This window comes from Mesonia mobilis DSM 19841 (assembly GCF_000423405.1).
Lineage (GTDB): Bacteria > Bacteroidota > Bacteroidia > Flavobacteriales > Flavobacteriaceae > Mesonia > Mesonia mobilis.
Genome location: NZ_AUHX01000012.1, coordinates 68791 through 91856, shown reverse-complemented (window position 1 = coordinate 91856; position 23066 = coordinate 68791). Strand labels below are relative to the sequence as shown.

At 34.0% G+C, this 23066-nt stretch carries 20 protein-coding genes; 18 read left to right on the top strand and 2 right to left on the bottom strand.

All coding sequences use genetic code 11. The features are described from left to right. The first annotated feature begins 2 nt into the window (after window positions 1-2). Window positions 3-1007 (top strand): type I glyceraldehyde-3-phosphate dehydrogenase, encoded by a 1005-nt coding sequence (gene gap, locus G551_RS0110090; RefSeq protein WP_027885472.1) that lies wholly within the window; start codon window positions 3-5, stop codon window positions 1005-1007. A gap of 23 nt (window positions 1008-1030) precedes the next feature. Next, a complete protein-coding gene (locus G551_RS0110085; RefSeq protein ID WP_027885471.1) occupies window positions 1031-3310 on the top strand; it encodes a tetratricopeptide repeat-containing hybrid sensor histidine kinase/response regulator in 2280 nt (759 codons plus the stop codon). Here the strand turns inward: G551_RS0110085 and lpxK are convergent. Next, window positions 3294-4292: a tetraacyldisaccharide 4'-kinase gene (lpxK, locus tag G551_RS0110080; protein ID WP_027885470.1), complete on the bottom strand. Its 999-nt coding sequence runs from the start codon at window positions 4290-4292 to the stop codon at window positions 3294-3296. The genes G551_RS0110085 and lpxK overlap by 17 nt on opposite strands. A gap of 62 nt (window positions 4293-4354) precedes the next feature. Here lpxK and G551_RS0110075 point away from each other — a divergent pair, with 62 nt between their 5' ends. From G551_RS0110075 to msrA, 4 genes are all read left to right on the top strand, one after another. Continuing rightward, a complete protein-coding gene (locus G551_RS0110075; protein ID WP_027885469.1) occupies window positions 4355-5449 on the top strand; it encodes a Nif3-like dinuclear metal center hexameric protein in 1095 nt (364 codons plus the stop codon). 2 nt (window positions 5450-5451) lie between these two features. Further along, on the top strand, window positions 5452-6231 hold the full coding sequence (locus G551_RS0110070; RefSeq protein ID WP_027885468.1) for a zinc ribbon domain-containing protein: 780 nt from the start codon (window positions 5452-5454) through the stop codon (window positions 6229-6231). Window positions 6232-6367: 136 nt separating this feature from the next. Continuing rightward, the gene (locus tag G551_RS0110065; protein WP_027885467.1) at window positions 6368-6949 is read left to right on the top strand and encodes a hypothetical protein; all 582 of its coding nucleotides are present in this window, start codon (window positions 6368-6370) and stop codon (window positions 6947-6949) included. A 1-nt stretch (window position 6950) separates the two neighbouring features. Then, window positions 6951-7616, top strand: a complete 666-nt coding sequence (gene msrA / locus G551_RS0110060; RefSeq protein ID WP_027885466.1) for a peptide-methionine (S)-S-oxide reductase MsrA — start codon at window positions 6951-6953, stop codon at window positions 7614-7616. Here msrA and G551_RS0110055 read toward each other — a convergent pair whose 3' ends face one another. Then, window positions 7617-7970 carry a DUF4870 domain-containing protein gene (locus tag G551_RS0110055; RefSeq protein WP_027885465.1) on the bottom strand — a complete coding sequence of 118 codons (354 nt, stop codon included), beginning with the start codon at window positions 7968-7970 and terminating at the stop codon, window positions 7617-7619. Between the two features lie 93 nt (window positions 7971-8063). Between G551_RS0110055 and mnmE the strand changes: the two genes are divergently transcribed. The 12 genes from mnmE to G551_RS0109995 all read left to right on the top strand — a co-directional run bounded on the left by mnmE (window position 8064) and on the right by G551_RS0109995 (window position 23059). Continuing rightward, a complete protein-coding gene (gene mnmE / locus G551_RS0110050) occupies window positions 8064-9461 on the top strand; it encodes a tRNA uridine-5-carboxymethylaminomethyl(34) synthesis GTPase MnmE (protein ID WP_027885464.1) in 1398 nt (465 codons plus the stop codon). Window positions 9462-9614: 153 nt separating this feature from the next. Next, the gene (locus tag G551_RS0110045; RefSeq protein WP_229797336.1) at window positions 9615-10034 is read left to right on the top strand and encodes a helix-turn-helix domain-containing protein; all 420 of its coding nucleotides are present in this window, start codon (window positions 9615-9617) and stop codon (window positions 10032-10034) included. 6 nt (window positions 10035-10040) lie between these two features. Further along, window positions 10041-11135 carry a site-specific integrase gene (locus G551_RS0110040; protein ID WP_027885462.1) on the top strand — a complete coding sequence of 365 codons (1095 nt, stop codon included), beginning with the start codon at window positions 10041-10043 and terminating at the stop codon, window positions 11133-11135. Beyond that, window positions 11135-12139, top strand: coding sequence for a DUF6617 family protein (locus G551_RS0110035; protein WP_027885461.1), 1005 nt, complete (start codon window positions 11135-11137; stop codon window positions 12137-12139). Before G551_RS0110040 ends, G551_RS0110035 begins: the two co-directional genes overlap by 1 nt. Window positions 12140-12349: 210 nt before the next feature. Further along, window positions 12350-12652: a helix-turn-helix domain-containing protein gene (locus G551_RS0110030; RefSeq protein ID WP_027885460.1), complete on the top strand. Its 303-nt coding sequence runs from the start codon at window positions 12350-12352 to the stop codon at window positions 12650-12652. Further along, window positions 12649-12945 (top strand): helix-turn-helix domain-containing protein, encoded by a 297-nt coding sequence (locus tag G551_RS0110025; RefSeq protein WP_027885459.1) that lies wholly within the window; start codon window positions 12649-12651, stop codon window positions 12943-12945. Before G551_RS0110030 ends, G551_RS0110025 begins: the two co-directional genes overlap by 4 nt. Beyond that, window positions 12932-13840, top strand: coding sequence for a BT4734/BF3469 family protein (locus tag G551_RS0110020; RefSeq protein ID WP_027885458.1), 909 nt, complete (start codon window positions 12932-12934; stop codon window positions 13838-13840). Before G551_RS0110025 ends, G551_RS0110020 begins: the two co-directional genes overlap by 14 nt. Further along, complete coding sequence (locus G551_RS0110015; protein ID WP_027885457.1) at window positions 13837-15576, top strand: DUF3987 domain-containing protein; 1740 nt, start codon at window positions 13837-13839, stop codon at window positions 15574-15576. Before G551_RS0110020 ends, G551_RS0110015 begins: the two co-directional genes overlap by 4 nt. Before the next feature lie 163 nt (window positions 15577-15739). Continuing rightward, window positions 15740-16033, top strand: a complete 294-nt coding sequence (locus G551_RS0110010) for a helix-turn-helix domain-containing protein (protein ID WP_027885456.1) — start codon at window positions 15740-15742, stop codon at window positions 16031-16033. Window positions 16034-16053: 20 nt separating this feature from the next. Beyond that, window positions 16054-18117, top strand: coding sequence for a Piwi domain-containing protein (locus G551_RS0110005; RefSeq protein ID WP_027885455.1), 2064 nt, complete (start codon window positions 16054-16056; stop codon window positions 18115-18117). A gap of 58 nt (window positions 18118-18175) precedes the next feature. Next, window positions 18176-18487: a DUF6660 family protein gene (locus G551_RS0110000; RefSeq protein WP_027885454.1), complete on the top strand. Its 312-nt coding sequence runs from the start codon at window positions 18176-18178 to the stop codon at window positions 18485-18487. A 138-nt stretch (window positions 18488-18625) separates the two neighbouring features. After that, the gene (locus G551_RS0109995; protein WP_027885453.1) at window positions 18626-23059 is read left to right on the top strand and encodes a CusA/CzcA family heavy metal efflux RND transporter; all 4434 of its coding nucleotides are present in this window, start codon (window positions 18626-18628) and stop codon (window positions 23057-23059) included. The last annotated feature ends 7 nt before the right edge of the window (window positions 23060-23066 follow it).

The window sequence follows — 23066 nt, the reverse complement described above, 5'->3', positions numbered from 1 at the left end:
TCATGCCTCAAAAAATTAGAGTAGCCATTAATGGCTTTGGTAGGATTGGACGTAGTTTATTTAGATTGTTACTTGATCATTCTCAAATCGAGGTGGTTGCAATTAACGATGTCGCCGATGGTAAAACCTTAGCACATTTGTTAAAATACGATAGTATTCATGGGGTTTTGCCAAAAGAAGTTTCTTTTGAAAACGGAGCGATTGTCGTAGAAGATCAAAAATTTCCGCTTACACAGCAAAAAGATATTAAGCAAATTTCTTGGGAAGGTTTTCAAGTAGATCTTGTCGTAGAAAGTTCAGGAAAATTTAAAACTAAAAGTGAACTTCAAAACCATATAAAAGGTGGTGCCAAAAAGGTTATACTTTCAGTTCCGCCGATAGATGATGATATTAAAATGGTGGTTCTCGGCGTTAATGAACACATTTTAGACGGCAGCGAAACCATTATATCTAACGCCTCTTGTACTACAAATAATGCGGCGCCAATGTTGCAAGTGGTTCACGAAGCTTTAGACGTTCAACAGGCGTATATAACTACGGTTCACTCTTATACATCAGATCAAAGTCTGCACGATCAGCCGCATCGAGATTTAAGAAGGTCGAGAGCCGCAGCACAATCAATAGTACCGACTACAACCGGAGCAGCAAAAGCATTAACCAAAATTTTTCCAGATTTAGAAAAAGTAATTGGTGGTTGTGGCATTCGAGTGCCGGTACCCAACGGTTCACTAACAGACATGACGCTTAATGTAGCGAAAAAAACAAGTATCGAAGAAGTGAATCAGCTCTTTAAAAAGGCTTCAATACAAAGTTATAAAAATATTATTAGCTACACCGAAGATCCAATTGTTTCCGTAGATATATTAGGTAATCGTTTTTCTTGTATATTTGATAGCGAAATGACTTCGGTAATCGATGGTCATCTCGTTAAATTGATTGGGTGGTACGATAACGAAAGAGGTTATAGTAATAGGTTAATAGATTTAATTCTGTTGCTTTCCCCATAAGCTACATAAGCTATATAAACTAAATGAATATTCTTTTTAAGAAACTTTTACTTGTATTCTGCTTGTCTTGTAGTTTTCATTATACATTGAAAGCACAAATCGATATTGAAAAAATATCGGGTATAGAAACAGAAAAGTTTGAAGGAATTATCGATAGCCTTCGTCATGCTTACGAATATTTTAATTATCCCAGCTTAGTAAAACGCCTGATTTTTGTAGCTAGTGTTGCTGAAGAAAATCAGAATGATGAGCTTTGGATCATCTCTAAATATTATACCGCAGATATATTCTACAAAGCAAATCGCTATCAGGAAGCCAAAAAGATTTTAGATGAAATTTTTGATGAAAACTTATCTGAAGAAGCGATCGCTTCCGTAACTCCATTTCAGGATTATTTGTATGCAAATATTCTATTAGAATTAAATGAAGTTGACCAAGCTGAAGCGGTCATAAATACGCGTTTAACTCAGGAGAAAGACGAAACCTCTATTCATAGTTATTTAAAAAACCTCGTGAAAGCAAAATTGGCGATCAAAAAAGCTAATTATGCCGAAGCCGATATCTTGTTAAGTGAATTAGAAAAAGTAGTCAGTAATTTTCCTGAAAGTTATCTGTTAAACGAAGTATATTATCTTAAAGCTAAAATTTTTAAGGAAACTAACGATTTTGATCAGGCAGAAGATTATGCGATTAATGCCTATAATCACGCCAAGAACAATAACTATACCTTATACAAACTGAAATCTGCAGAAATTTTAGCAGAGATCTATCAGTTAAAAGGAAATCTGCAAGATCAAATTAATTACCTGTTTGAAGCAAATGAAATTAAAAATGAAATTATTTCATTTCAAAGTGCAGAGTTTACTCAAGAAAAAATAACCGATTCTAACAGTATACAATCGGCTGTCGATACGATTTCAGAATTATCTTTAACCAATTCAGAACAGCAAAAATCACTTAAATTCAATCAGTTAACCATTGTTTTAAGTGCGCTTTTTATTGGTATTTTATCATTGTTTACCGTTTCCTTATACAAAAACAATAACCTTAGAGCACGCGCAAACCAATTGCTTCAGCAAAAAAATACCGATTTAATTGAGTCTCGCGAGAAAGCATTAGCAGCTACCAAATATAGAGAGCAATTCTTATCGACCATCACGCACGAATTGAGAACGCCAATTTATGCCGTAACCGGTTTAACCTATTTGTTGCTTAAGGAAAACCCGACACAACAACAAAAAGAACATTTAAAATCTTTAAAGCATTCTGGTGAGCACTTGCTTTCGCTTATCAATAATATTTTAGACATTAATAAATTAGAATCAAACAAAATTAGTAAGGTCGAATTTGATTTTTATTTAAAATCTCAGCTTAAAAACACTCTCAAAACCTTAGAAAAATCGGCTAAAGACAGCGGAGTAGCTTTACACTTAGAAGTCGACGATAAAATACCAAAATTGCTTAATGGTGATATGGTAAAAATCTCTCAGGTAATCATTAATTTAGTAGCGAACGCTATTAAGTTTTCTGAAGGTGGCGATGTTTGGGTTCGAGCTAAACACCACAAAGAAACCGATGAAAAAGTAGGGATTAATTTTGAAGTTGAAGATAATGGTGTTGGTATCGAAAAGAGCAAACACAAACAAATCTTCGAAAAATTTAATCAAGGTAGCGATAAGATCAATTCTAATTTTGGCGGAACAGGCCTAGGATTACCTATTGTTAAAAATCTTCTCACCTTTTTAAATAGTGAGATCAAATTAGAAAGTGAACCTGGTAAAGGCGCAAAATTCTATTTTTCTATTACGTTTAATAAAACTTTGCAAGATGATTTAATTCCTGCTGAAACTTCTATAAATCCAGACTCTGATGATTTTGAAGAGCTAACAGAAGTAAAAACGCAACAAGAGGTTTTCGATCATAAAAAAATATTGGTGGTTGAAGATAATAAGCTCAATCAGAAAATTACTTGTAAGATATTAGAGAAGAAAAATTTAAGTTGTGAGATCGCTAATAACGGTAAAGAAGCTGTCGATCTAGTCGCCAAAAATGAGTATGATGTAATTTTAATGGATATTCATATGCCGGTAATGGATGGAATTGAAGCGACTAAAGAAATTCGAAAAACAGAGAGTGAAACTCCGATCATCGCGTTAACAGCAGTAAGTATTTCTGAAGAATTGAAAGATTTCTTTAAGTACGGTTTCGACGATGTTATCCCAAAACCTTATAAAACTGAACTGTTTTACGAGAAAATTTATAAGGCATTACTTCGTAATGAGGATGCTAAATCCAACGTTTAATCGTTTTTTCAAAAATTTCAACTTCATTTAAAATTTTAACTTCAATAGGAAGGTAAAATAGTTTTTCTGCAGGAAGTTGATTTTTTAACCGCATAAAATCTTTTTCGGTAGTCAAGATCAATTCAGCTTTATTAATTTTTTGAAGATCGTCATTTTTAAAATTATAATGATCCGGAAAATCAAGATGCTTAAATTCTAGACCAAGTTGCTTTAAATGCTCTACAAAAGGTTGAGGTTTAGCTATTCCTGTAACTAACGTGAAATTTTTAAAATCTTGAAGTGGCTTTGAGTGTTGCTGAAGGTTGTAAATCACTTCAGAATACTTAATAGCAGAAAAGAACACCTTTTGTGAAGGTAGCGGTTTTAATTGCTGTTTAATTTTTAGCATTTCTTCCGCAGAAATAGTCGGCTTACATTTAGTGACAACGATGAGATCGGCACGTTTTGCTCCGCTTTTAGGTTCGCGTAAATTTCCGGCAGGTAAAATTAAATCCTTAGCATAGAGATTGTCGTACGTAGTTAGTAAAATGCTATGACTAGGTTTTACTTTTCGATGCTGATAGGCATCATCAAGCAACACCACTTCAGGTTTTTGCTGAAGTTTTAATAAATTTTCGATCCCGCGAACGCGTTGTTCATCGACGGCAACTTGTACTTCAGGAAACTTAGTTTTAAACTGTAAAGGTTCGTCGCCCACGTAACTTCCGTTTTCAAGACCATTCAATAGATAAAATCCTTTACTTTCCCGTTTATAACCGCGGCTTAGCGTCGCTAATTGTTTTTCATCCTTAAGTAATCGCAATAAATATTCGATCATTGGCGATTTTCCGGTTCCGCCAACACTTAAGTTCCCTACACAAATCACAGGAATTTGAAAGCTAACCGATTTCTTTAGTTGCCAATCGTATAATTTATTCCGAAGTAAGACAATTAGTCCGTATAAAATAGAAAACGGAAACAGTAATTTTCTAAGGATTTTCATAGAAACGAAGGTATAATTTTTATCTTTAACCTTCCTAATTAATCAAGCATTCCCAAAAAGAAATGATTGTAAACGATGTAATTTCAGCATTAGAAGAATATGCGCCAACCGCCTACGCCGAAGATTTTGATAATGTAGGTTTATTAGTAGGCGATAAAACAGCAGAAGTTAGTGGTATTTTAGTCACCCTAGATACGTTAGAAGAAACCTTAGATGAAGCTATTGAGCAAAACTGTAATCTTATTGTTAGTTTTCATCCCATTATATTTAAAGGATTAAAGAAAATTACCGGAAAATCTTACGTAGAAAGAGTAGTGCTAAAAGCAATTAAAAATGACATTGCGATCTATGCCATTCATACCGCTTTAGATAATTCTTTTAAAGGCGTTAATCATCAAATTTGTGAAGAAATTGGTCTGGTAAATCGGCAAATTTTAGTGCCGCAACCGCATACAATTAAAAAGTTGGTTGTTCACGTGCCGCAAACACATGTCGATCAAGTAAGAACTGCTTTGTTTAAAACAGGAGCAGGGAGCATTGGTAATTACGATGATTGTAGTTTTAATATTGAAGGCGAAGGAACTTTTAAAGCAAACGATAACGCCAATCCAACCTTAGGTGAAATTGGTAAATTACATACCGAAAAAGAAATTCAGCTTCATCTTACGTATGCAAAACACGCTGAATCAAAAGTTTTAAAAGCACTTTTTGAAGCGCATCCTTATGAAGAAGTTGCTTATGAGCTTACGACACTAGAGAACAAAAACCAGCAAATTGGTATTGGGATGATAGGAGAATTACCTGAAGCTCAATCGGCTGAAGAATTTTTATCACAGTTGAAAGAAATCTTTCAATTAAAGATTATTCGACATTCAAAATTAATCGATAAAAGCATCAAGAAAGTAGCAGTTTTGGGAGGTAGTGGAGCTTTTGCAATTGGTAATGCCAAAGCCGTGAATGCCGACATTTATATTACTGCAGATTTGAAGTACCATGATTTTTATCAAGCTGAAAATCAAATCATTTTAGCAGATATTGGTCATTATGAAAGTGAACAGTACACAAAAAATCTTTTACATTCTTATCTTACAAAAAAATTCCGTAATTTTGCGGTCGTTTTATCACAAAAAAGTACCAATCCAATTCAATATAGTTGATTATGGCAAAGAAAAAAGAGGTTACCGTTGAAGAAAAGCTAAGAGCATTGTTCGATTTACAATTAATCGACTCTCGTATCGACGAGATTAGAAATGTACGAGGTGAATTACCTTTAGAAGTAGAAGACTTAGAAGATGAGGTAGCCGGTCTTAATAAGCGTTTAGAAAAATTAAATGCAGATCTAGAAAAGTTAGATCATAATATTAAAGACAAAAAAAATCAGATTGAAGAATCTAAAGCTTTAATTAAAAAATATAACGAGCAACAAAAAAATGTTCGTAACAACCGTGAGTTTAATGCGATCTCTAAAGAAATTGAATTCCAAGAATTAGAAATAGAGTTAGCAGAAAAGCACATTAAAGAATTTTATGCTCAAATCGAGCAGAAAAAACAAGTGATCGAGCAAAGTAACGAGCGTATTAGCGAGCGTCAAGCGCATTTAGATCATAAAAAAGGGGAGCTTAACGAGATCTTAAGCGAAACTGAAAAAGAAGAACAAGCGCTTATTGCAAAGTCTGACGATTACAAGAAAGACATCGAAGAAAGATTGGTGAAAGCTTACACACGTATTCGTGAAAATGTGAAAAACGGTCTTGCAGTTGTGCCGATTGAAAGAGGTGCATCTGGAGGTTCTTTCTTTACCATTCCGCCACAGGTACAAATGGAAATTGCTGGTAGAAAGAAAATTATTACCGATGAGCATAGTGGTCGAATTTTAGTAGATCAAGAACTAGCTGAAGAACAAAGACAAAAAATGGAAAAGCTTTTTGCTAAAATGTAAGCTTTTTGTCATTACAATACATTTATTGAATTTCAGAAAAAACCTTCTCACCTCGAGAAGGTTTTTTTATTTAACATTTACTTGAGAGAGAATCGCTCGTCTAAATTTTAACTTAGGCTACTTAAAATTTTAGATGATGAAAAAGTTATTGACTATATTACTGTGTTTACCGCTATGTTTTGCTTGTCAAGATGAGCGTAAATCTAAAACTTCCGAAGAAGAAAATTCTTCACCAACAGAAACTACTGAAGTGCAACGAGACGCTGCAAAGGAAACTACTTCTAATTCATCAGATTCTTCAGTAGAAAATTCAACAACAAAAAAGATCTCCGCTAAAGATTTTTCAGGAGAATTTCAGCGAAGCGATGATGGCAAAGAGAGTATAAGTTGCGACTGTAATTGTCTTTCCATTCAAATGAATCAAGTCAGTAAATTATGTTTAGATCAAAAAGAAAATATTCATATTCAGGTAAAATTTAAGCAAACCGATGCATCCAATCTAGTGATGTATTACGTAAGTGGTCAAGGAAAGATGGAAGGACAAAAAGATATTCCGTGGTCAGATTTTGATACCGATCAAGCTTTGGCAACATTGCATTTTACAGCGCCTAATTCTTTTGAACTCGATTGGAAAGGTTTTATGCAAAACGGCGAGATCGCAATGGATTATGCAGTTTTAGGAAAGAAAAATCTAGAAGGAAATTATAGACGAAAATAAGATGAAATTGAAATACTTATATTTTATCGCATTTGCCGTCTTGGTAAGTTGTGGTAATGTAAAAAATGAAAAAACAAAAGCACAAAAAGAATTGGCAAATGCGGAACCGGTTGAAGTGAATGCAACTCAAGAAGGTTTAAAAAAAGCCTATTTTGCTAGTGGTTGTTTTTGGTGTGTTGAAGCTGTTTACGAAAGTGTAAAAGGAGTAAAAGAATCTATTTCTGGTTACTCCGGTGGGACAGGTAAAAATCCAACTTATCAGAATTACGGTAAAACCGACCATGCAGAAGCAGTAGAGATTATCTACGATTCCGAAGTGGTAGATTTTAAAACTCTAGTCGATGTTTATTTTGCTTCTCAAAACCTGACGCAACAAAACGGTCAAGGACCCGATATCGGTAGAGAATACCGTTCGATCATTTTTTATCAAAATGTTGCACAAAAAAGAATCATTGAAGATAAAATTGCAGCCTTAAGTAAGTCTTACGATAAGCCGATTGCAGCAGAAGTTATGCCATTTCAAAAATTTTGGGTTGCAGAAGATTATCATCAAGATTATAAAAAGAAACATCCTGAAAATCCATATGTCCAGAATGTTTCTATTCCAAGGTTTAATAAATTCCGAAGAAATTTTCCTTCAGAATTATTAAAAGAAAAATATCAATAATTATTTTAAAAACTGAATGGTGAGCGGGTAGTTGATCGGCTCGCCGTTATTTGCTTTTACACCATTTAGAATTGGGAATATTAATGCTATTAAACCTAAAATGGGTAAGATAAGTACTCCTACAAAAATAATACACAGTAATGCTGCAACAGCAAAATAGATATAATAACTTATCTGGAAGTTAATTATTTGCTTTGCATGATGATCAATATCTCTAATCTCATCCTTTTTAACCTGCCATAAAATAAGTGGTACAATAATACCTCCAAAACCAGTTATAAAATTTAATAGCTGACTCAAATGCATTACCATTAGCATTTGTCTATCTTCTCTTTTTTCTGTTATTACTTCCATTATTTTCGTTTATTTATAGGACGCAGCCTTTATAAATTTGTTACAATTCGGTTTAAATTATTTAATGCCTAAGAACTTTATTACCTTTGCGCTATGATTTTAAACGATACGATTGTTGCTTTAGCTACAGCGCCGGGAAGTGGTGCTATTGCTATTATTAGAGTTTCCGGTCCCGATGCTATTAGCATGACAAGTCCTATTTTTAAAGCAAAAAATAAGGTGAGTTTAGAAGACCAAGCTTCTCATACCTTACAGTTGGGAAATATTGTAGATGGTGAACGTATTATCGACGAAAGTCTGGTATCTGTTTTTAAAGGTACACGATCGTATACGGGAGAAAATACGGTTGAAATTTCTTGCCACGGGAGTCCGTTTATTCAGCAAGAAATTATTAATGTTTTACTTCGGAAGGGTTGCCGATCTGCGCAACCGGGAGAATTTACGTTACGTGCATTTTTAAACGGAAAAATGGATCTAAGTCAGGCAGAGGCGGTGGCAGATCTTATTTCTAGTGATAATGCAGCGAGCCATCAATTAGCGATGCAACAAATGCGTGGCGGTTTTGCTTCAGAAATTCAAAAATTACGAGAAGAATTGCTCAATTTTGCTTCGTTAATCGAGTTGGAGCTCGATTTTGCTGAAGAAGACGTAGAATTTGCCGATCGTCAACAATTTCAAGATCTGGTGTTTAGAATTCAGAAAGTTTTAAATAAACTCATCGATTCTTTTGCCGTTGGTAATGTGCTTAAAAACGGAATTCCGGTTGCTATTGTAGGAGAACCAAACGTGGGGAAATCTACTTTACTCAATGCACTTTTAAATGAAGAAAGAGCTATTGTAAGCGATATTGCAGGAACCACTCGTGATACCATTGAAGATGAAATTTCTATTGGTGGCGTAGGTTTTCGATTTATCGATACCGCTGGAATTCGAGAAACCACTGACGAGATTGAAGGTTTAGGAATTAAGAAAACCTTCCAAAAAATGGAGCAAGCGCAATTAGTAATGTATCTTTTTGATGCCAATAAGATCAAAAATGAAAATCTTACGTTAACGCAAGTAAAAACGGAGGTTGAAAAAATTAAAAATCGCTTCCCGGGGAAACCTTTAATAATTGTTGCCAACAAAACCGATGTCCTTTCTACGGAAGAGCAACAAAATTTCAAACAACAAATCACTGAGCTAAATTTAATTTCAGCAAAAGAAAATAGCGGAGTAGAAGAGTTGCAAGAGAAAATTTTAAGTTTTGTAAATACCGGCGCGCTAAAAAGTAATGATGCAATCGTAACTAATTCTCGTCATTATGACGCTTTATTAAAAGCTCAAGAAGAAATTAATAAAGTGCAAGAAGGTTTGAATATGGGCTTAACCGGCGATTTATTAGCCATCGATATTCGTCAAGCTTTATATCATTTTGGTGAAATTACCGGTCAGATTACCACCGACGATCTCTTAGGGAACATCTTTGCAAATTTCTGTATCGGGAAGTAATTAAGCTTCTTTTTATTAGTTCTTACTTGTTTTTCAGTGGTTTACATATTCTTTTTTGTTGCCTAATTGCCCTTTTTTAACTATATTTGTTTCATATATGTTGCCCATTATACGGATTTGTTGCCCGAATCTGTTGGCAAAAATAATGGCGAAATGATGCACCATATTGCCCCACGTTGCACCATAACGCTACATAAAGCACCATTTATGAGCAGTAATTTATACATCCCAAAAACTTGTAAACATTGCGGTAATGCGTTTACAGCACGAACAACAGTAACTCAATATTGTGGTAACCCTTGCGCTAAAAAAGCCTATAAGGCCAGAAAGCGTAAAGAAAAAATCCAAGCAACTCTTAATGCTGATATGAAGCAAAAGAATGAAGTTGTTGAGGTTCAGAATCCTAATGCTGTAAACAATAAAGATTTTTTAAGCGTTACAGAGGCTTCTCTATTAATTGGTGTTAGTAGATGGACCATTCAAAGAATGATTCAACAAGGACGTTTAAAAGCTGTCCCTTTCGGAAGAAAACGTATTGTAGCCAGATGGCAAATAGAAAACCTTTTTAATTAGCATCCTATGAAAGTAACATTAAGACAACGCAAGAAGAATGACAAAATAAGTTTGTATTTAGATTACTATCATAAAGGTAAACGTAAAACCGAGTATTTGCGTCTATACCTTACACCTAACCCTAAAACTAAAACCGAAAGAGAGGTTAACAAGAAAACCAAACAATTAGCGGAAACTATTTGCGCTCAAAGACAGATTGAAATTCAAAACGGTATTTATGGTTTCCAAGATATTGAGAAATTAAAAGGGAGTTTTATTACTTATGTAACAGCATTAGCAGAGAAAAAGAATACAAGCTCTGGTAACTATGGTAATTGGAACAGTATGCTAAAACATCTAAAAACTTTTTGTCCAACAGACGTAAGTTTTCAAGATATTGATAAGGATTTCGTAGAACGCTTTAAAGAGTATTTAGATAAGGATGCAATGGCAAGAGCAGGTAAAAAATTATCTCAAAACTCTAAATATTCCTATTACGGAAAATTCAACGCTGCATTAAAACAAGCTGTTAAGGATGGTATTTTAAGAATAAACCCAGCAAATGGTGTTGAGTATTTTAAACAAGGTGAACCTCAACGAGAATTTTTAACTCTTGATGAATTACAAAAAGTAGTCAATACAGAATGCGAGTTACCACTTTTAAAAAGTGCTTTTATATTTTCTGCGCTTACTGGGTTACGTTGGTCAGATATTGAAAAACTGATTTGGTCAGAAATTCAACATTCTAAAGAAATGGGATATTATATTCGTTTCAGACAAAAGAAAACAAAAGGGGTTGAAACTTTACCTATTTCAGACCAAGCAGCAGAATTATTAGGAGATAAAGGTAAACCCGAAGAAAAAGTTTTTCAAGGTTTACATTATAGTGCTTGGTCAAATTTAAAGTTACAACAATGGATGCTTAATGCAGGAATAACAAAAAATATCACGTTCCATTGTGCTCGACATACCTATGCAACTTTACAATTAACTTTAGGAACAGATATTTATACTGTTTCCAAGTTATTAGGTCATAAGGAATTGAGAACTACGCAGATTTATGCAAAAGTTATTGATGATAAAAAGAAAGAAGCTGCTAATAAAATTAAATTGGATTTATAATGGCTAAAGACCTATTTATCGACTTACTGTATGTGGAAAAGGTTACTGATGATAAAAGAACCGAAAACCAATTTAAAGAGCTTTTAAAAGGCTTTAAAAAGCAATACCTCAATACAACGCCTAATTATGAAATCGACTTTAAAAAAGCATATTCAAACAAGCGTAAATATTACTTTAAACTAATTGAAAATGATTATATCAAAAAGTTTAATGCTATTAATGACACCCTTGAAGCAAATTCAACACCTGGTCATTTGTCTTTTCTCTATGACAAAGAATTTAACCGAATTACAAATTATTTAACCCAGATTAGCAATTACATTTCTGAAAATGATCTTGATGAAAGTTTGTATTTAAAGCCTATTAATAATGACAAATCAGATGAAGCCTATATCATTTCATTTTTAAAAGCTACTGCGATGATGCTTTTTATGGAACTTCAAGACCGATTTTCAGATTTAAGTGATACAGAAATTTATACTATCGAAGAACTACACGAAGTATTTTTTAATGAAGAACCACCTCAAGAGTTAATTGTAAAATCCTATTCCGGTGCAGAAATAAAAACGGTCAGGAAAAAAGTAAAACAAAGTTCAATTTTCAACGCTATACAAGGTGATTTTAGAGAGGAAAACAATGATGTCTTATCCTATAACGAACTTATTAATAAGATTAAACAAAGAGAATTTGCAAAATTAGAGGAGCTGTTAAATGAAAAAGGCATTATAGATGATGAATATAACTTCATAAAGGATAGAGGTAATAAAATCTTACTTGCAGCTTTTATGGTAAAGCTCACAGAAACTAAATACTTTACTGAAAGGTTGTTTTTTGATAATAAACCACCCAAGAAAATAGTGCCTAAACATATTTATAAATTCTTTGCTTATCGTTATGGTCCAGGTAGTGATGCTAATAAAGAATACCGTAGATTTTTAGGTACTGAAAAAAGAGCCTATCAAAAATTAGTTGATGCTAATTTTTGGCTTGACCAAATCAAATAAATCTTCATTTTTATAAAGTGGTATTTTCTCTACTAAATACCAAATAGATAATACCAAAAACAATATAACTTATTGTTTTACAATGGTTTAATAATACCATTTTTTCTCTTTTCTATTATACCAAACACCTTTTTCCATATTTGCTATGTCCTTGACAATCAAGGATGACTTTTGCGCAGAAGTCCATTTTTAAATTAAAATTATAAAAAGATGGACGTTAAAATTATAGAACGTTTAGAAAGCATCGAAAAGTTGTTAATAGAACAACAAACGTTGCAAAAGCAAGTATTGAACTTCAATGAAACTTGCAAGTATTTAGAACTATCACAATCGCACTTGTATAAACTTACAAGTACGGGAGCCATTCCACATTATAAACCGAATGGAAAAAAAATCTATTTCCAACGTCAGGAGTTAGACCAATGGTTACTACGTAACCGTATGGATTCCCAAGATGAAATCGAACAGCAAGCTGCTGATTACCTAATCAAAAAAGGAAAGGTAAAGTTATGACTGAAATAATCGATTTACTCTTGGCACTCTCACAAGAGATTAAGGATTTAAAAGCACGTATCGAATTAATAAGAGCTACGAGAGCAGAACGCTTAAAAGATACGTGGATTGACAATCAGGACGTAATGCAAACGCTACATATTAGCCAACGCACACTACAAACGTTCCGTTCAAATGGTACGCTTCCATATAGCAAGATACAAGGTAAATTTTATTACAAGGTATCAGATATAGAGGAATTATTACAGAGCAATTATTACAACCCAAATTTTAAATGCGATGGTAATAAGTAGAGAAAATATCTTGAAGAAAATGCATTACGGTTTAAATATCTATGCGTATGTATTAAGGCAGTATTATCCTAAAACAACAGTCCTTTCCGTAAAAGGAAGGGACTGCGGGATAACCCGCAATCCTTTTAACGGAGGTAAATCAACATTACAAATTAATGTTTTAGACAATAAAGCGGTGCATTACGATACAGAATTAACCGATTTTAAAGGCGACGTGTTCGATTTTGCATCCTATCATTTTAAACTTATCGAAGAAGAAGAATTGCTACTTAAAATTAATGAGGTAATGAATCTAAATTTTGAAGTAAAAAAAGAAGATGAATTATCCTGGTTAGATGAACCCGATGATACTTGGTATGCTTACAGCAGTTTTTATAAAGCACCAATTAGAAATGTTTTTCCAACCGAAAAAGTAAGGTTATATCAAATATTTGAGCGTATTACAAGCGATAAGTATAAAAGTATCACAGAGCAATTTAGAGCGATTAAAGACCCAAAAGAAGCACGAAAATTTAAAGCAAATCATTTTGATTATGTTACATTTTCAGGTGTGTTCTCTAAACGAAACGATGATAGCTTAATTGAGCATTCATCATTATTAACAATCGATTTTGACCATTTAGAGAATCTTGAAGAACTAAAGCAACAATTATTAAACGATGAATATTTCGAAACCGAGTTGTTGTTTACATCACCTTCAGGAGAAGGCTTAAAATGGATAATTAGAATCGATGTATCTAAAGTGTCACACAACGAATATTTTATTGCGGTGGCCAATTACATAAAACAAACATATAACATAGAGGTTGACCAATCAGGTAAAGATATTTCCAGAGCGTGTTTTTTATCCCACGATCCATTGGCATACCTACATAAAAGACATCAAAAGATATGACAAAGATATTCAACCCGAAAGATTGGTTAGCTGTTCCAGAGCAAAAAGAAGTACCTAAAAAACCAATCAACAACAACCCAACAACATTTGTTGTAAATGATATTGAAACATATATTAACGCTTTAGAACAATCAGGTATCGATATTACAGATACTTATGAAAAGTGGCGTGATATTGGTTTTGCTATTTCAGAGGAATACGGAGAAGCTGGACGTGATTACTATCATAGAATTAGCAGAAATTATTCTGGTTACGACCATAAAGAATGTGACGAACAGTATAACAAGTGTTTACAAGCAAAAGGACACGGTATAAGTATAGCAACCTTATACCACCATTTGCATCAAGTTGGTATTAAACCAAAACAGCAACAACAAGTTGTTGAAGTGTTGCAACAGACAGAGGAAGAAAAACTGCCGTTGCCAACAATTCCAACAACGGTTTACAATAACATTCCAACATTTTTGCAACAAATAGTACAACCATCAAGCAGTAATGAAGAACGAGATATTTTGTTGTTGGGAGCGTTAACAGCGTTTAGTGCTTGTTTTCCAAAATTGTTTGGCGTGTACGACCAACGTAAAGTGTTTAGCAACTTGTATTTATTTGTTACAGCACCGGCTTCAGCAGGAAAAGGAAGATTAAACCAAATTAAAAATTTGGTAAATCCTGTTCACAAACAAAAACGCGAACAATCCAAAACCCTAAAACAACAGCATCAGGTTGAAATGGCTACTTATAATATGAATAAGGGCAAAAGTGAAACTATGGAAAAACCGAGTAAACCACCTGAAAGAATGTTGTTTATTCCGGCTAACAATAGTGTAACAGGTGTTTATCAATTAATATCTGACAATGAAGGTAGAGGGTTAATTTTTGAAACCGAAGGTGATACATTAGCACAAGCCTTTAAAAGTGATTATGGTAATTATTCCGATGGTTTTCGTAAAGCTTTCCACCACGAAACCATTAGTTATTATCGTAGAACCGATAGAGAATATGTAGATATTGAAAAACCTTGTTTGTCAACGGTGTTATCTGGTACACCAAAACAAATTCAAGCATTGGTTCCAAGTGCTGAAAATGGGTTGTTTAGTCGTTTTATGTTTTATTATATGAATATCAAACCTACTTGGAAGAACGTTTTTCAAACCGATACAACCAATGGTTTAGATGAATATTACGACCAATTAGGAAAAGAATTTTTTGGGTTATACAAAACCCTAAAAAACAATCCTGATATTGAAGTAAGGCTAACAACCGAGCAACAACAAAAGTTTAATGTGTTTTTTGAGAAGCTTCAAACCAAATACCTCAATCTTCAACCCGATGACTATATAGCAACTGTTAGACGTTTGGGGTTAATAGCATTTAGAATTATAATGTTGTTTTCTGTATTTCGCATTATGGAAGATGGTGATGTAAACCAAGTAAGATATTGTGAGGATATAGATTTTGATAATACGTTAGAAATGATAAGCGTATTAGTAAAGCACAGTAGTAAGGTGTTTAACGATTTACCTATCGAACAAAAAGAAGTAAAAAGAGCCAATCGTAAAGAACGTTTTTTAGAAGCACTACCTTATCAATTTTCAAGACAAGATTACCTAAATATAGCCGACAAAAACAAGATTCCTCATAAAACAGCAGAAGGCTATATTACTAAATTTGTTGATGCTGGTCTAATACATAGGGAAGCACATAACAATTATACAAATCCCACAAAAGCACAATAAGGATTTTGAGGATTTTAAGGAAACGAGGATTTATAAAAATACTTTATATCCTCATATCCTTAACTTCCTCATTTCCTGTTTATAATTGTTAATATCTTTTTGTTAGTTCTTATTTTCTTTTTCTTACATTAGACAAATATTGACAAGTCAAAATATCCCCAAAATGACGTTTGGAGAATACATCAGAGAAATACGAGAAGAAAAGCAATTATTGTTAAGAGAAGTTGCGTCTCAAATGAATATTGATACGGCACTTTTAAGTAAAATTGAACGTGGTACTCGTTTAGCTCGTAAAGAACAAGCAGAAGCATTAGCTAAAGCATTAAAGCAAAACAAAAGCGAATTACTTCAATATTGGTTAGCGGATAAAATTGTCTATATGTTAAAAGAAGAAAAAAACATTACGGAAATCCTCAAAATTGTAGAGCAAAAAATTAATAGATTGAGCAAGAAGTAGAATTGATAAAACCAAGTCTTATGAGTCAGGAACTTTATTTTAATATCATAACATTTGATTTACCAGAAAAACCAATAACTTTTTATTTAAGTAAAGAGAAAATAGGTAACGCACAAAAGTTGTATAAAACAAAGTTTCCAACCAATATAGAAGATTTGTTTCCTGGTATAAAAGAAGAAAATCCTGATTTTATCTACACATCATTTATTTATGAAAAGGAAGGTTATTTGCCTTTAAAACTCAATCTTAAAGAACAACCAGCCGATTTAATTAAACACTACTATAATTGGCGTATCAAAAAATTCTTTAAAAGCATAAAAAAACTTGTTGGTCAAAACTTTGTGAATGATAATCAAATTTGGATAGGTAATAGATCATATCAAAATAAAAGTTTTGCAAAGTATTATAAGTTTACAGTCAAAGTACAATTTAAGGAAGTTAGTGAGTATGGCGAGTTAGTTATTTCTTATGATGGTATGGCCAAAGTGTTTAAAAAGCCTATTTCTGAAATTATAAAACATACCTCAACAACAAATCTAAATAAAGTTGTATATAAAATGAGGTTATTAAAATATCATAAGGAAAAGGAATTTATTGATGATAATACAATGGCTTATGCCATTTTGAATAACGATTTACGAACAGCTTTTAATATTCAACCAGAACCAAAAGATGATTCCAATAAATATATAAGTTATAAACACAAAATCGATAAGTTTATTCAACATTTCATTTTAAGTGAAGAATTTAAAAAAGTTATCCCTGTTAATAATGACGATTACTTACCTGTAGAAATAAATCGAATTGGTGAAGTTGCTGATGAAAGCAATGATTTAGTGTTTCAAAATGGTGTTGGTAGAAATCCCAAAATTGATTTTAAGAATTTAAAGCCTTTAAATCCTTGTCAGTTAGATAATGTGCATTTCTTCTTTATATATCATACAAGTTATGCTAAAGAAGTAGAAGCATTGCAAAAATTATTGGAAGATGGTACAAGTTGGTATAAAGGTTTAAACATTTATGCAGGTGTTTTAGCACATTTCGATAATGATGTCAATATAGTATTTGATGATTTAGAAAATCCATTACCTCAAATTGCAAAGGGTATAAAAGATTTTAAATCTGACCCTAATATTAATTATGTTGCTATTTATTTAAGCCCTTTTAACAAGCACGAACCTAATCTTGAAAAAAAGTTAGTGTATTACAAGGTTAAAGAACAGCTATTATATAAAAGAATAATATCTCAAGTAATAGAGTTTGATAGATTTAGAAGAAACCAACAGAAATTTATTTACGATTTAACCAATATATCATTAGCCTTATTAGCAAAATTAGATGGTACACCTTGGCAACTAAATGTCAAACCTAAAAATGAATTAGTTATAGGTGTGGGTGCATTTAAAAATACCGAAGAAAACATTCGATATGTAGCGAGTGCATTTAGTTTTAAAAATAATGGAAGATTTAATGAATTTCATTATTTCAGTAAATCTGATGTTAAACAGTTAGGGGGTGCATTAAGTGATGCTATCTATCAATACGTACCAACAAACCAAATACCTGAAAAAATAGTGATTCACTTTTATAAGGATATGAAGGATGAAGAAATACAACCTGTTTTAGAAATGATGGATAAACTTCAATTGCCTTGTCCTCTTTTTGTTCTTAATATTAATAAAACAAAATCACAAGATATTATTGCTTTTGACCAAAATTGGAATGGTGAGTTAATTCCAATGAGTGGCACATATATAAATATTGGCCCTAAAGGAGAATATAAATATTTACTCTTTAATAATTTGAGGTATAACAATACTGTAAAATACCCAAGTCATTCAAGTTATTCATTTCCAATAAAACTTAAAATATCAAGTCCTACACCAGAGGCTTTAAATGATAGTAAAATGATTAGAAAGCTAATAGAGCAAGTGTATCAATTTAGTAGGCTATATTGGAAATCCTTACGTCAACAAAACGTACCAATAACAATTAAATATCCTGAAATGGTTGCAGAAATAGCACCTCGTTTTGAAAGCAAGGAAATACCACCTTTTGGTCAAGAAACCTTATGGTTTTTATAATCCGAAGCCTTTTTTCTTTGCACAACCATTGCATTAAAAAATTCTTATATTTGCCTTAATGAAATTTTTAGCATTCATATTGTCAATCTATATCTTCACACTAAATTTAGTGCCTTGTGAAGATACAGGTACTTTTGACAATGAAGTTAAAACAGAAATTTCTCAAGATTTAGGTGATAACCACCAACATCAAGATGCAGATTTATGTTCCCCATTTTGTATTTGCCAATGTTGCCATATAAACGCAACTTATTTCAAATTCGCAGAAATAAAATTTGAGTTTAAATACAATTCTTCTCAAGATTTTCTCTACTTAAACGGTATAAAAAAAGATTTTACCACTTCCATTTTACAGCCACCACAGGCATAATTCAGTTTTTTTAAAGGATAATTATATCCTTTTTTGACCAAATCCTGGTTCTCATACTAGATCCTTGGTCCTATTGATAGATTTTGTTAGGCACAAAATTATTATCAAGAATTTTAACTGAATTAAATTTTTATTTATATGATTAATAAGATAATCGCATTTTCCATTAATAATAAATTTATTATTGGACTACTTACCTTAGCGCTGATAGGGACGGGTATTTGGTCCATGATGACCGTCAACCTGGGATCGGTGCCAGATATTACTAACAATCAGGTTCAGGTGATCACCCAGTCGCCAAATCTTGCCACAGAAGATATTGAACAATTTGTAACCTATCCCGTAGAACTATCTATGGGTAATTTACCAGGCGTTACAGAAATAAGATCTATCTCACGCTTTGGCCTTTCCGTAGTTACTATCGTTTTTGAAGACGATATGGGAACCTATCTTCCTCGACAGCTGGTACAGGAAAAACTAAACGAACTGGGCGAATCTATCCCTGAAAAATTTGGAAGTCCATCTATGGGTCCCATCTCTACTGGTTTAGGTCAAATCTATGAATACACTATAAAGCCAGAGGAGGGTTTTGAAAACAAGTATTCGCCTATGGAACTGCGCACCGTGCAAGATTGGGTTATCAAACGACAACTCACATTACTGGAAGGCGTGGTAGAGGTCAACTCTTATGGAGGCAGTATTAAACAGTACGAGGTCACTGTCAACCCAGATAAGTTGAATAGTTTGGGTATTAGTATTTCACAAGTGTATGAGGCTCTCGCTCGGAACAATGTGAATACAGGCGGTGCTTACATAGAAAAAAATAAAATGTCAAATTTCATAAGAGGTGAAGGTCTTATTCGCTCTTTGGAAGACATTAAAGATATTTCGATTATTAACGAGGGCAACATTCCCGTAACTATTGGAGATGTTGCAACACGCGTCCATTTTGGGAATCAGGTACGTTATGGTGCTTTTACGCAAGACGGTAAGGAAGCCGTGGGAGGAATAATAATGATGCTAAAAGGTTCAAACCCTAATGCGGTTATTCAAAATGTTAAGAATCGTATGGCAGAAATTGAAAAATCCCTGCCAGAAGGTCTCACTATCGCCCCTATCATTGATCGTAGTGAGCTAATTGCCAGAACGACCGATACCGTTAAAACCAATTTACTGGAAGGCGCCCTAATCGTGATATTTGCCCTTGTTTTATTGTTGGGTAGTTTAAGAGGTGGCATCATAACGGCCACGACCATACCGTTGTCCTTGCTTTTTGCCTTTATATTAATGAAGCAATTTAATGTATGGGCAAACTTAATGAGCTTGGGAGCTATAGACTTTGGGATTATTATAGATGGTGCCGTGATTATTATAGAAGGAACGGTGTATGAGATCCAAAAACGGATTAGGTCTGGAAAGCTAAAATTCAATCAAGGCGTAATGGATAAAGTAGCCTATGATGCTGGAAGTACGATGATGGGCTCTGCATTTTTTGGACAAATTATCATTCTTATCGTATTTACACCCATTCTTTTTCTTACCGGGGTAGAAGGCAAAATGTTTAAGCCGATGGCTTACACTTTCGGTTTTGCCATGATAGGTGCTATCTTCTTGTGTCTTACCTACGTACCTATGATGTCGGCCTTATTCATGAAACCAATTCAGAATAAAAAGAACTGGTTTGGAAAATTTGAACGTTGGCTGGAAAAAATCAGTGATAAGATAATTGGCGGAATACAAAGAGTATATATGCCCTTATTAAAAGGAGCCTTAAAACTGAAATTAATTGTTATAGGATCTGCAGTGGTACTGCTTGTGTTAGCCGGTTTTCTTTTTTCGAGAATGGGAGGAGAATTTGTGCCTCAATTAGATGAAGGGGATATCGCGATGCAGGCTTTAATAAGACCAGGAAGTTCATTAACAGAGTCTATTGATGTTTCAAAAAAAATAGAGAATATCCTTTTAGAAAATTTTCCTGAAATTAAAACGGCAACAGCAAGAATTGGAGTGGCCGACATCCCAACAGATCCCATGCCGATGGATATAGCAGATATGTACCTGATTCTTGAAAAAGATAAGGATAATTGGACAACCGCTGAAACTAAAGAAGGACTTATAGCGCAAATCAAGGAAAAACTCAATAAAGAACTTACTGGGGTAAACCTTGTGTTTACGCAACCTGTAGAATTAAGGTTCAACGAATTATTAGAAGGGGTTAGAGAAGATATTGCGGTTAAACTATATGGAGAGGACCTGGGGGTGTTATCGGAAAAAGTGCAGGAAATGGCCAATATTATCCAAACTGTACCTGGAGCTGGTGATGTAAACGCGGAGCGAACATCAGGCCTTCCGCAAATGACCGTTAAATTTAACCGTGATAAAATTGCCCAATATGGTCTGGATATTCAGAAAGTCAATGATTATATAAGTACTGCTTTTGCTGGAGGAACTGCTGGGGTCATCTTTGAAGGTGAAAAACGATTTGATCTGGTAGTAAGATTTGATGAAGATCATAGAAAGAATATTGATGATTTGCGTGGTATGTATATCGATCTTCCAGACGGAACTCAGGTGCCTATAAAAGAAATAGCAGATATTGAGTATGTTCCGGGGCCTATGCAAATTTCAAGAGATGATACCTACAGAAGAACCTATGTGGGTGTAAACGCCCGGGGAAGGGATGTAGAGTCTGTGGTGAACGACATTCAGCAAAAATTAGATGAGGAATTAGAATTGCCACCAGGTTATTATATTACTTATGGAGGGGAGTTCGAAAACCTTCAGAGTGCCAAAGACCGATTAGTGATTGTGGTACCGATAGCCTTATTCCTGATTTTCGTGCTTCTATATTTTGCCTTAAAATCTTTTTCCCAATCTATCATGATCTATATGGCGATACCATTGGCTGCTATCGGAGGTGTTTTTGCCCTTTGGTTAAGAGGTATGCCATTTAGCATTTCCGCAGGTGTAGGCTTCATTGTTCTGTTTGGTGTTGCAGTTTTAAACGGACTGGTACTAATAAATAGATTCAATTCTTTAAAAGAAGAAGGAGTAACCAGTCTAAGAGATAGAATTTTTACAGGAACCAAAGAACGAATACGACCTATTATGTTAACAGCAACAACAGATATTTTCGGTTTTTTACCAATGGCATTTTCCACATCTGCCGGTGCAGAAGTTCAACAACCACTTGCTACAGTTGTTATAGGTGGTATGCTTACGGCTACCTTGCTTACGCTGGTGGTTCTTCCTGTCCTTTATACATTTGTAGAGAAGAGACGGGAGAAAAAGGAACAGAACAAGCTTGGTTCTTCCAATTCACGATCTTTAGCTACGATTTTGATAATTGGCTTTGTTTTAGGCGGAACCTTTTCTGTAAATGCACAATCTGATGCAATGTCATCTGAATATTCACAACAGGATTCTTTACAAACTATTAGTTTGCAAGAGGCTAAAGAAATGGCAATCCAAAACTTTCCGCAATTAAAAGCTGCTCAACTTGAAATTGAAAGTGAGGAAGTATTGCGTAAAACCGCCTATGATTTTGGAAATACCCAAATCTTTACAGGAAAAGAAGAAGTAGGAAATGGCTCTGATGGGGTCTATACTCAAATTGGCGTCCAACAGCAAGGCATTGATATTTTTGGAATTGCCCCCCGGTTAAAATTGCAGAAAGAAAGGGTTGCCCTTGCTGAAAATGCCTTAGAGCTATCTACTATTGAAATTGAACGTGAAGTAAGCAGGGCCTGGACATCTGTTTATACAACTAAAAAGGCGTATCAGGTATATAGAAAAATGGATTCAATTTTTGAAGATATTGAAAGGGCTGCAAGAATCCGGTATGAGACAGAAGCTACCTCTAAACTGGAATATCTTGCTACCTCCAACCAGGCGAACGAGGTTAAAATACAGCTGGAACAGTCATACCGAAATTACCTGAAATCAATACAGCGTTTAAACCTATGGTTTGTTAGTGATACGATTTATGATGTACCAGATTTGCCTGTTGAAACTTTAGACAAACCTTTAAACTTTCTGGTAGAGTCGCTTGAAAATCATCCGTTGCTACAGGTTTCGGAACAAAGGATAGATGTTGCCAAAGCGGTTACCAGAGAACGAAAATCTGAATTTTTGCCCAAATTTCAGGGTCAGTACGGTAGGCAGGAAATAGCCGGGCAATCGGGTTTCTTCCAATATCAAATAGGAATTCAAATTCCGCTGTTTTTTGGGCCGGAATTAGGCCGTACACAGGAAGCACAAGTAAATAGACAGATTGCAGAGCAAAACTTTTATCAGGATAAAATCGAACTGGAAACCGCCTATAAAAATATGCGTGAAGACTACATCAAATGGAGAAACTCATGGAATTATTATAGGGATGAAGCACTTCCGCTGGCCAAAGAGCAACAAGATGGATCAGTGCTGGCCTTTAAGGAAGGCGCTATCGATTATGTGACATTTCTCCAAAATATAAGAGATGCCATTAGAATCGAGGTAAATGCCTGGAGTGCTTTTAACGATTATCTCGACAGCCGTTACCAACTGGAATATTACCTTAAGAATTCAAATTAAAAATTAA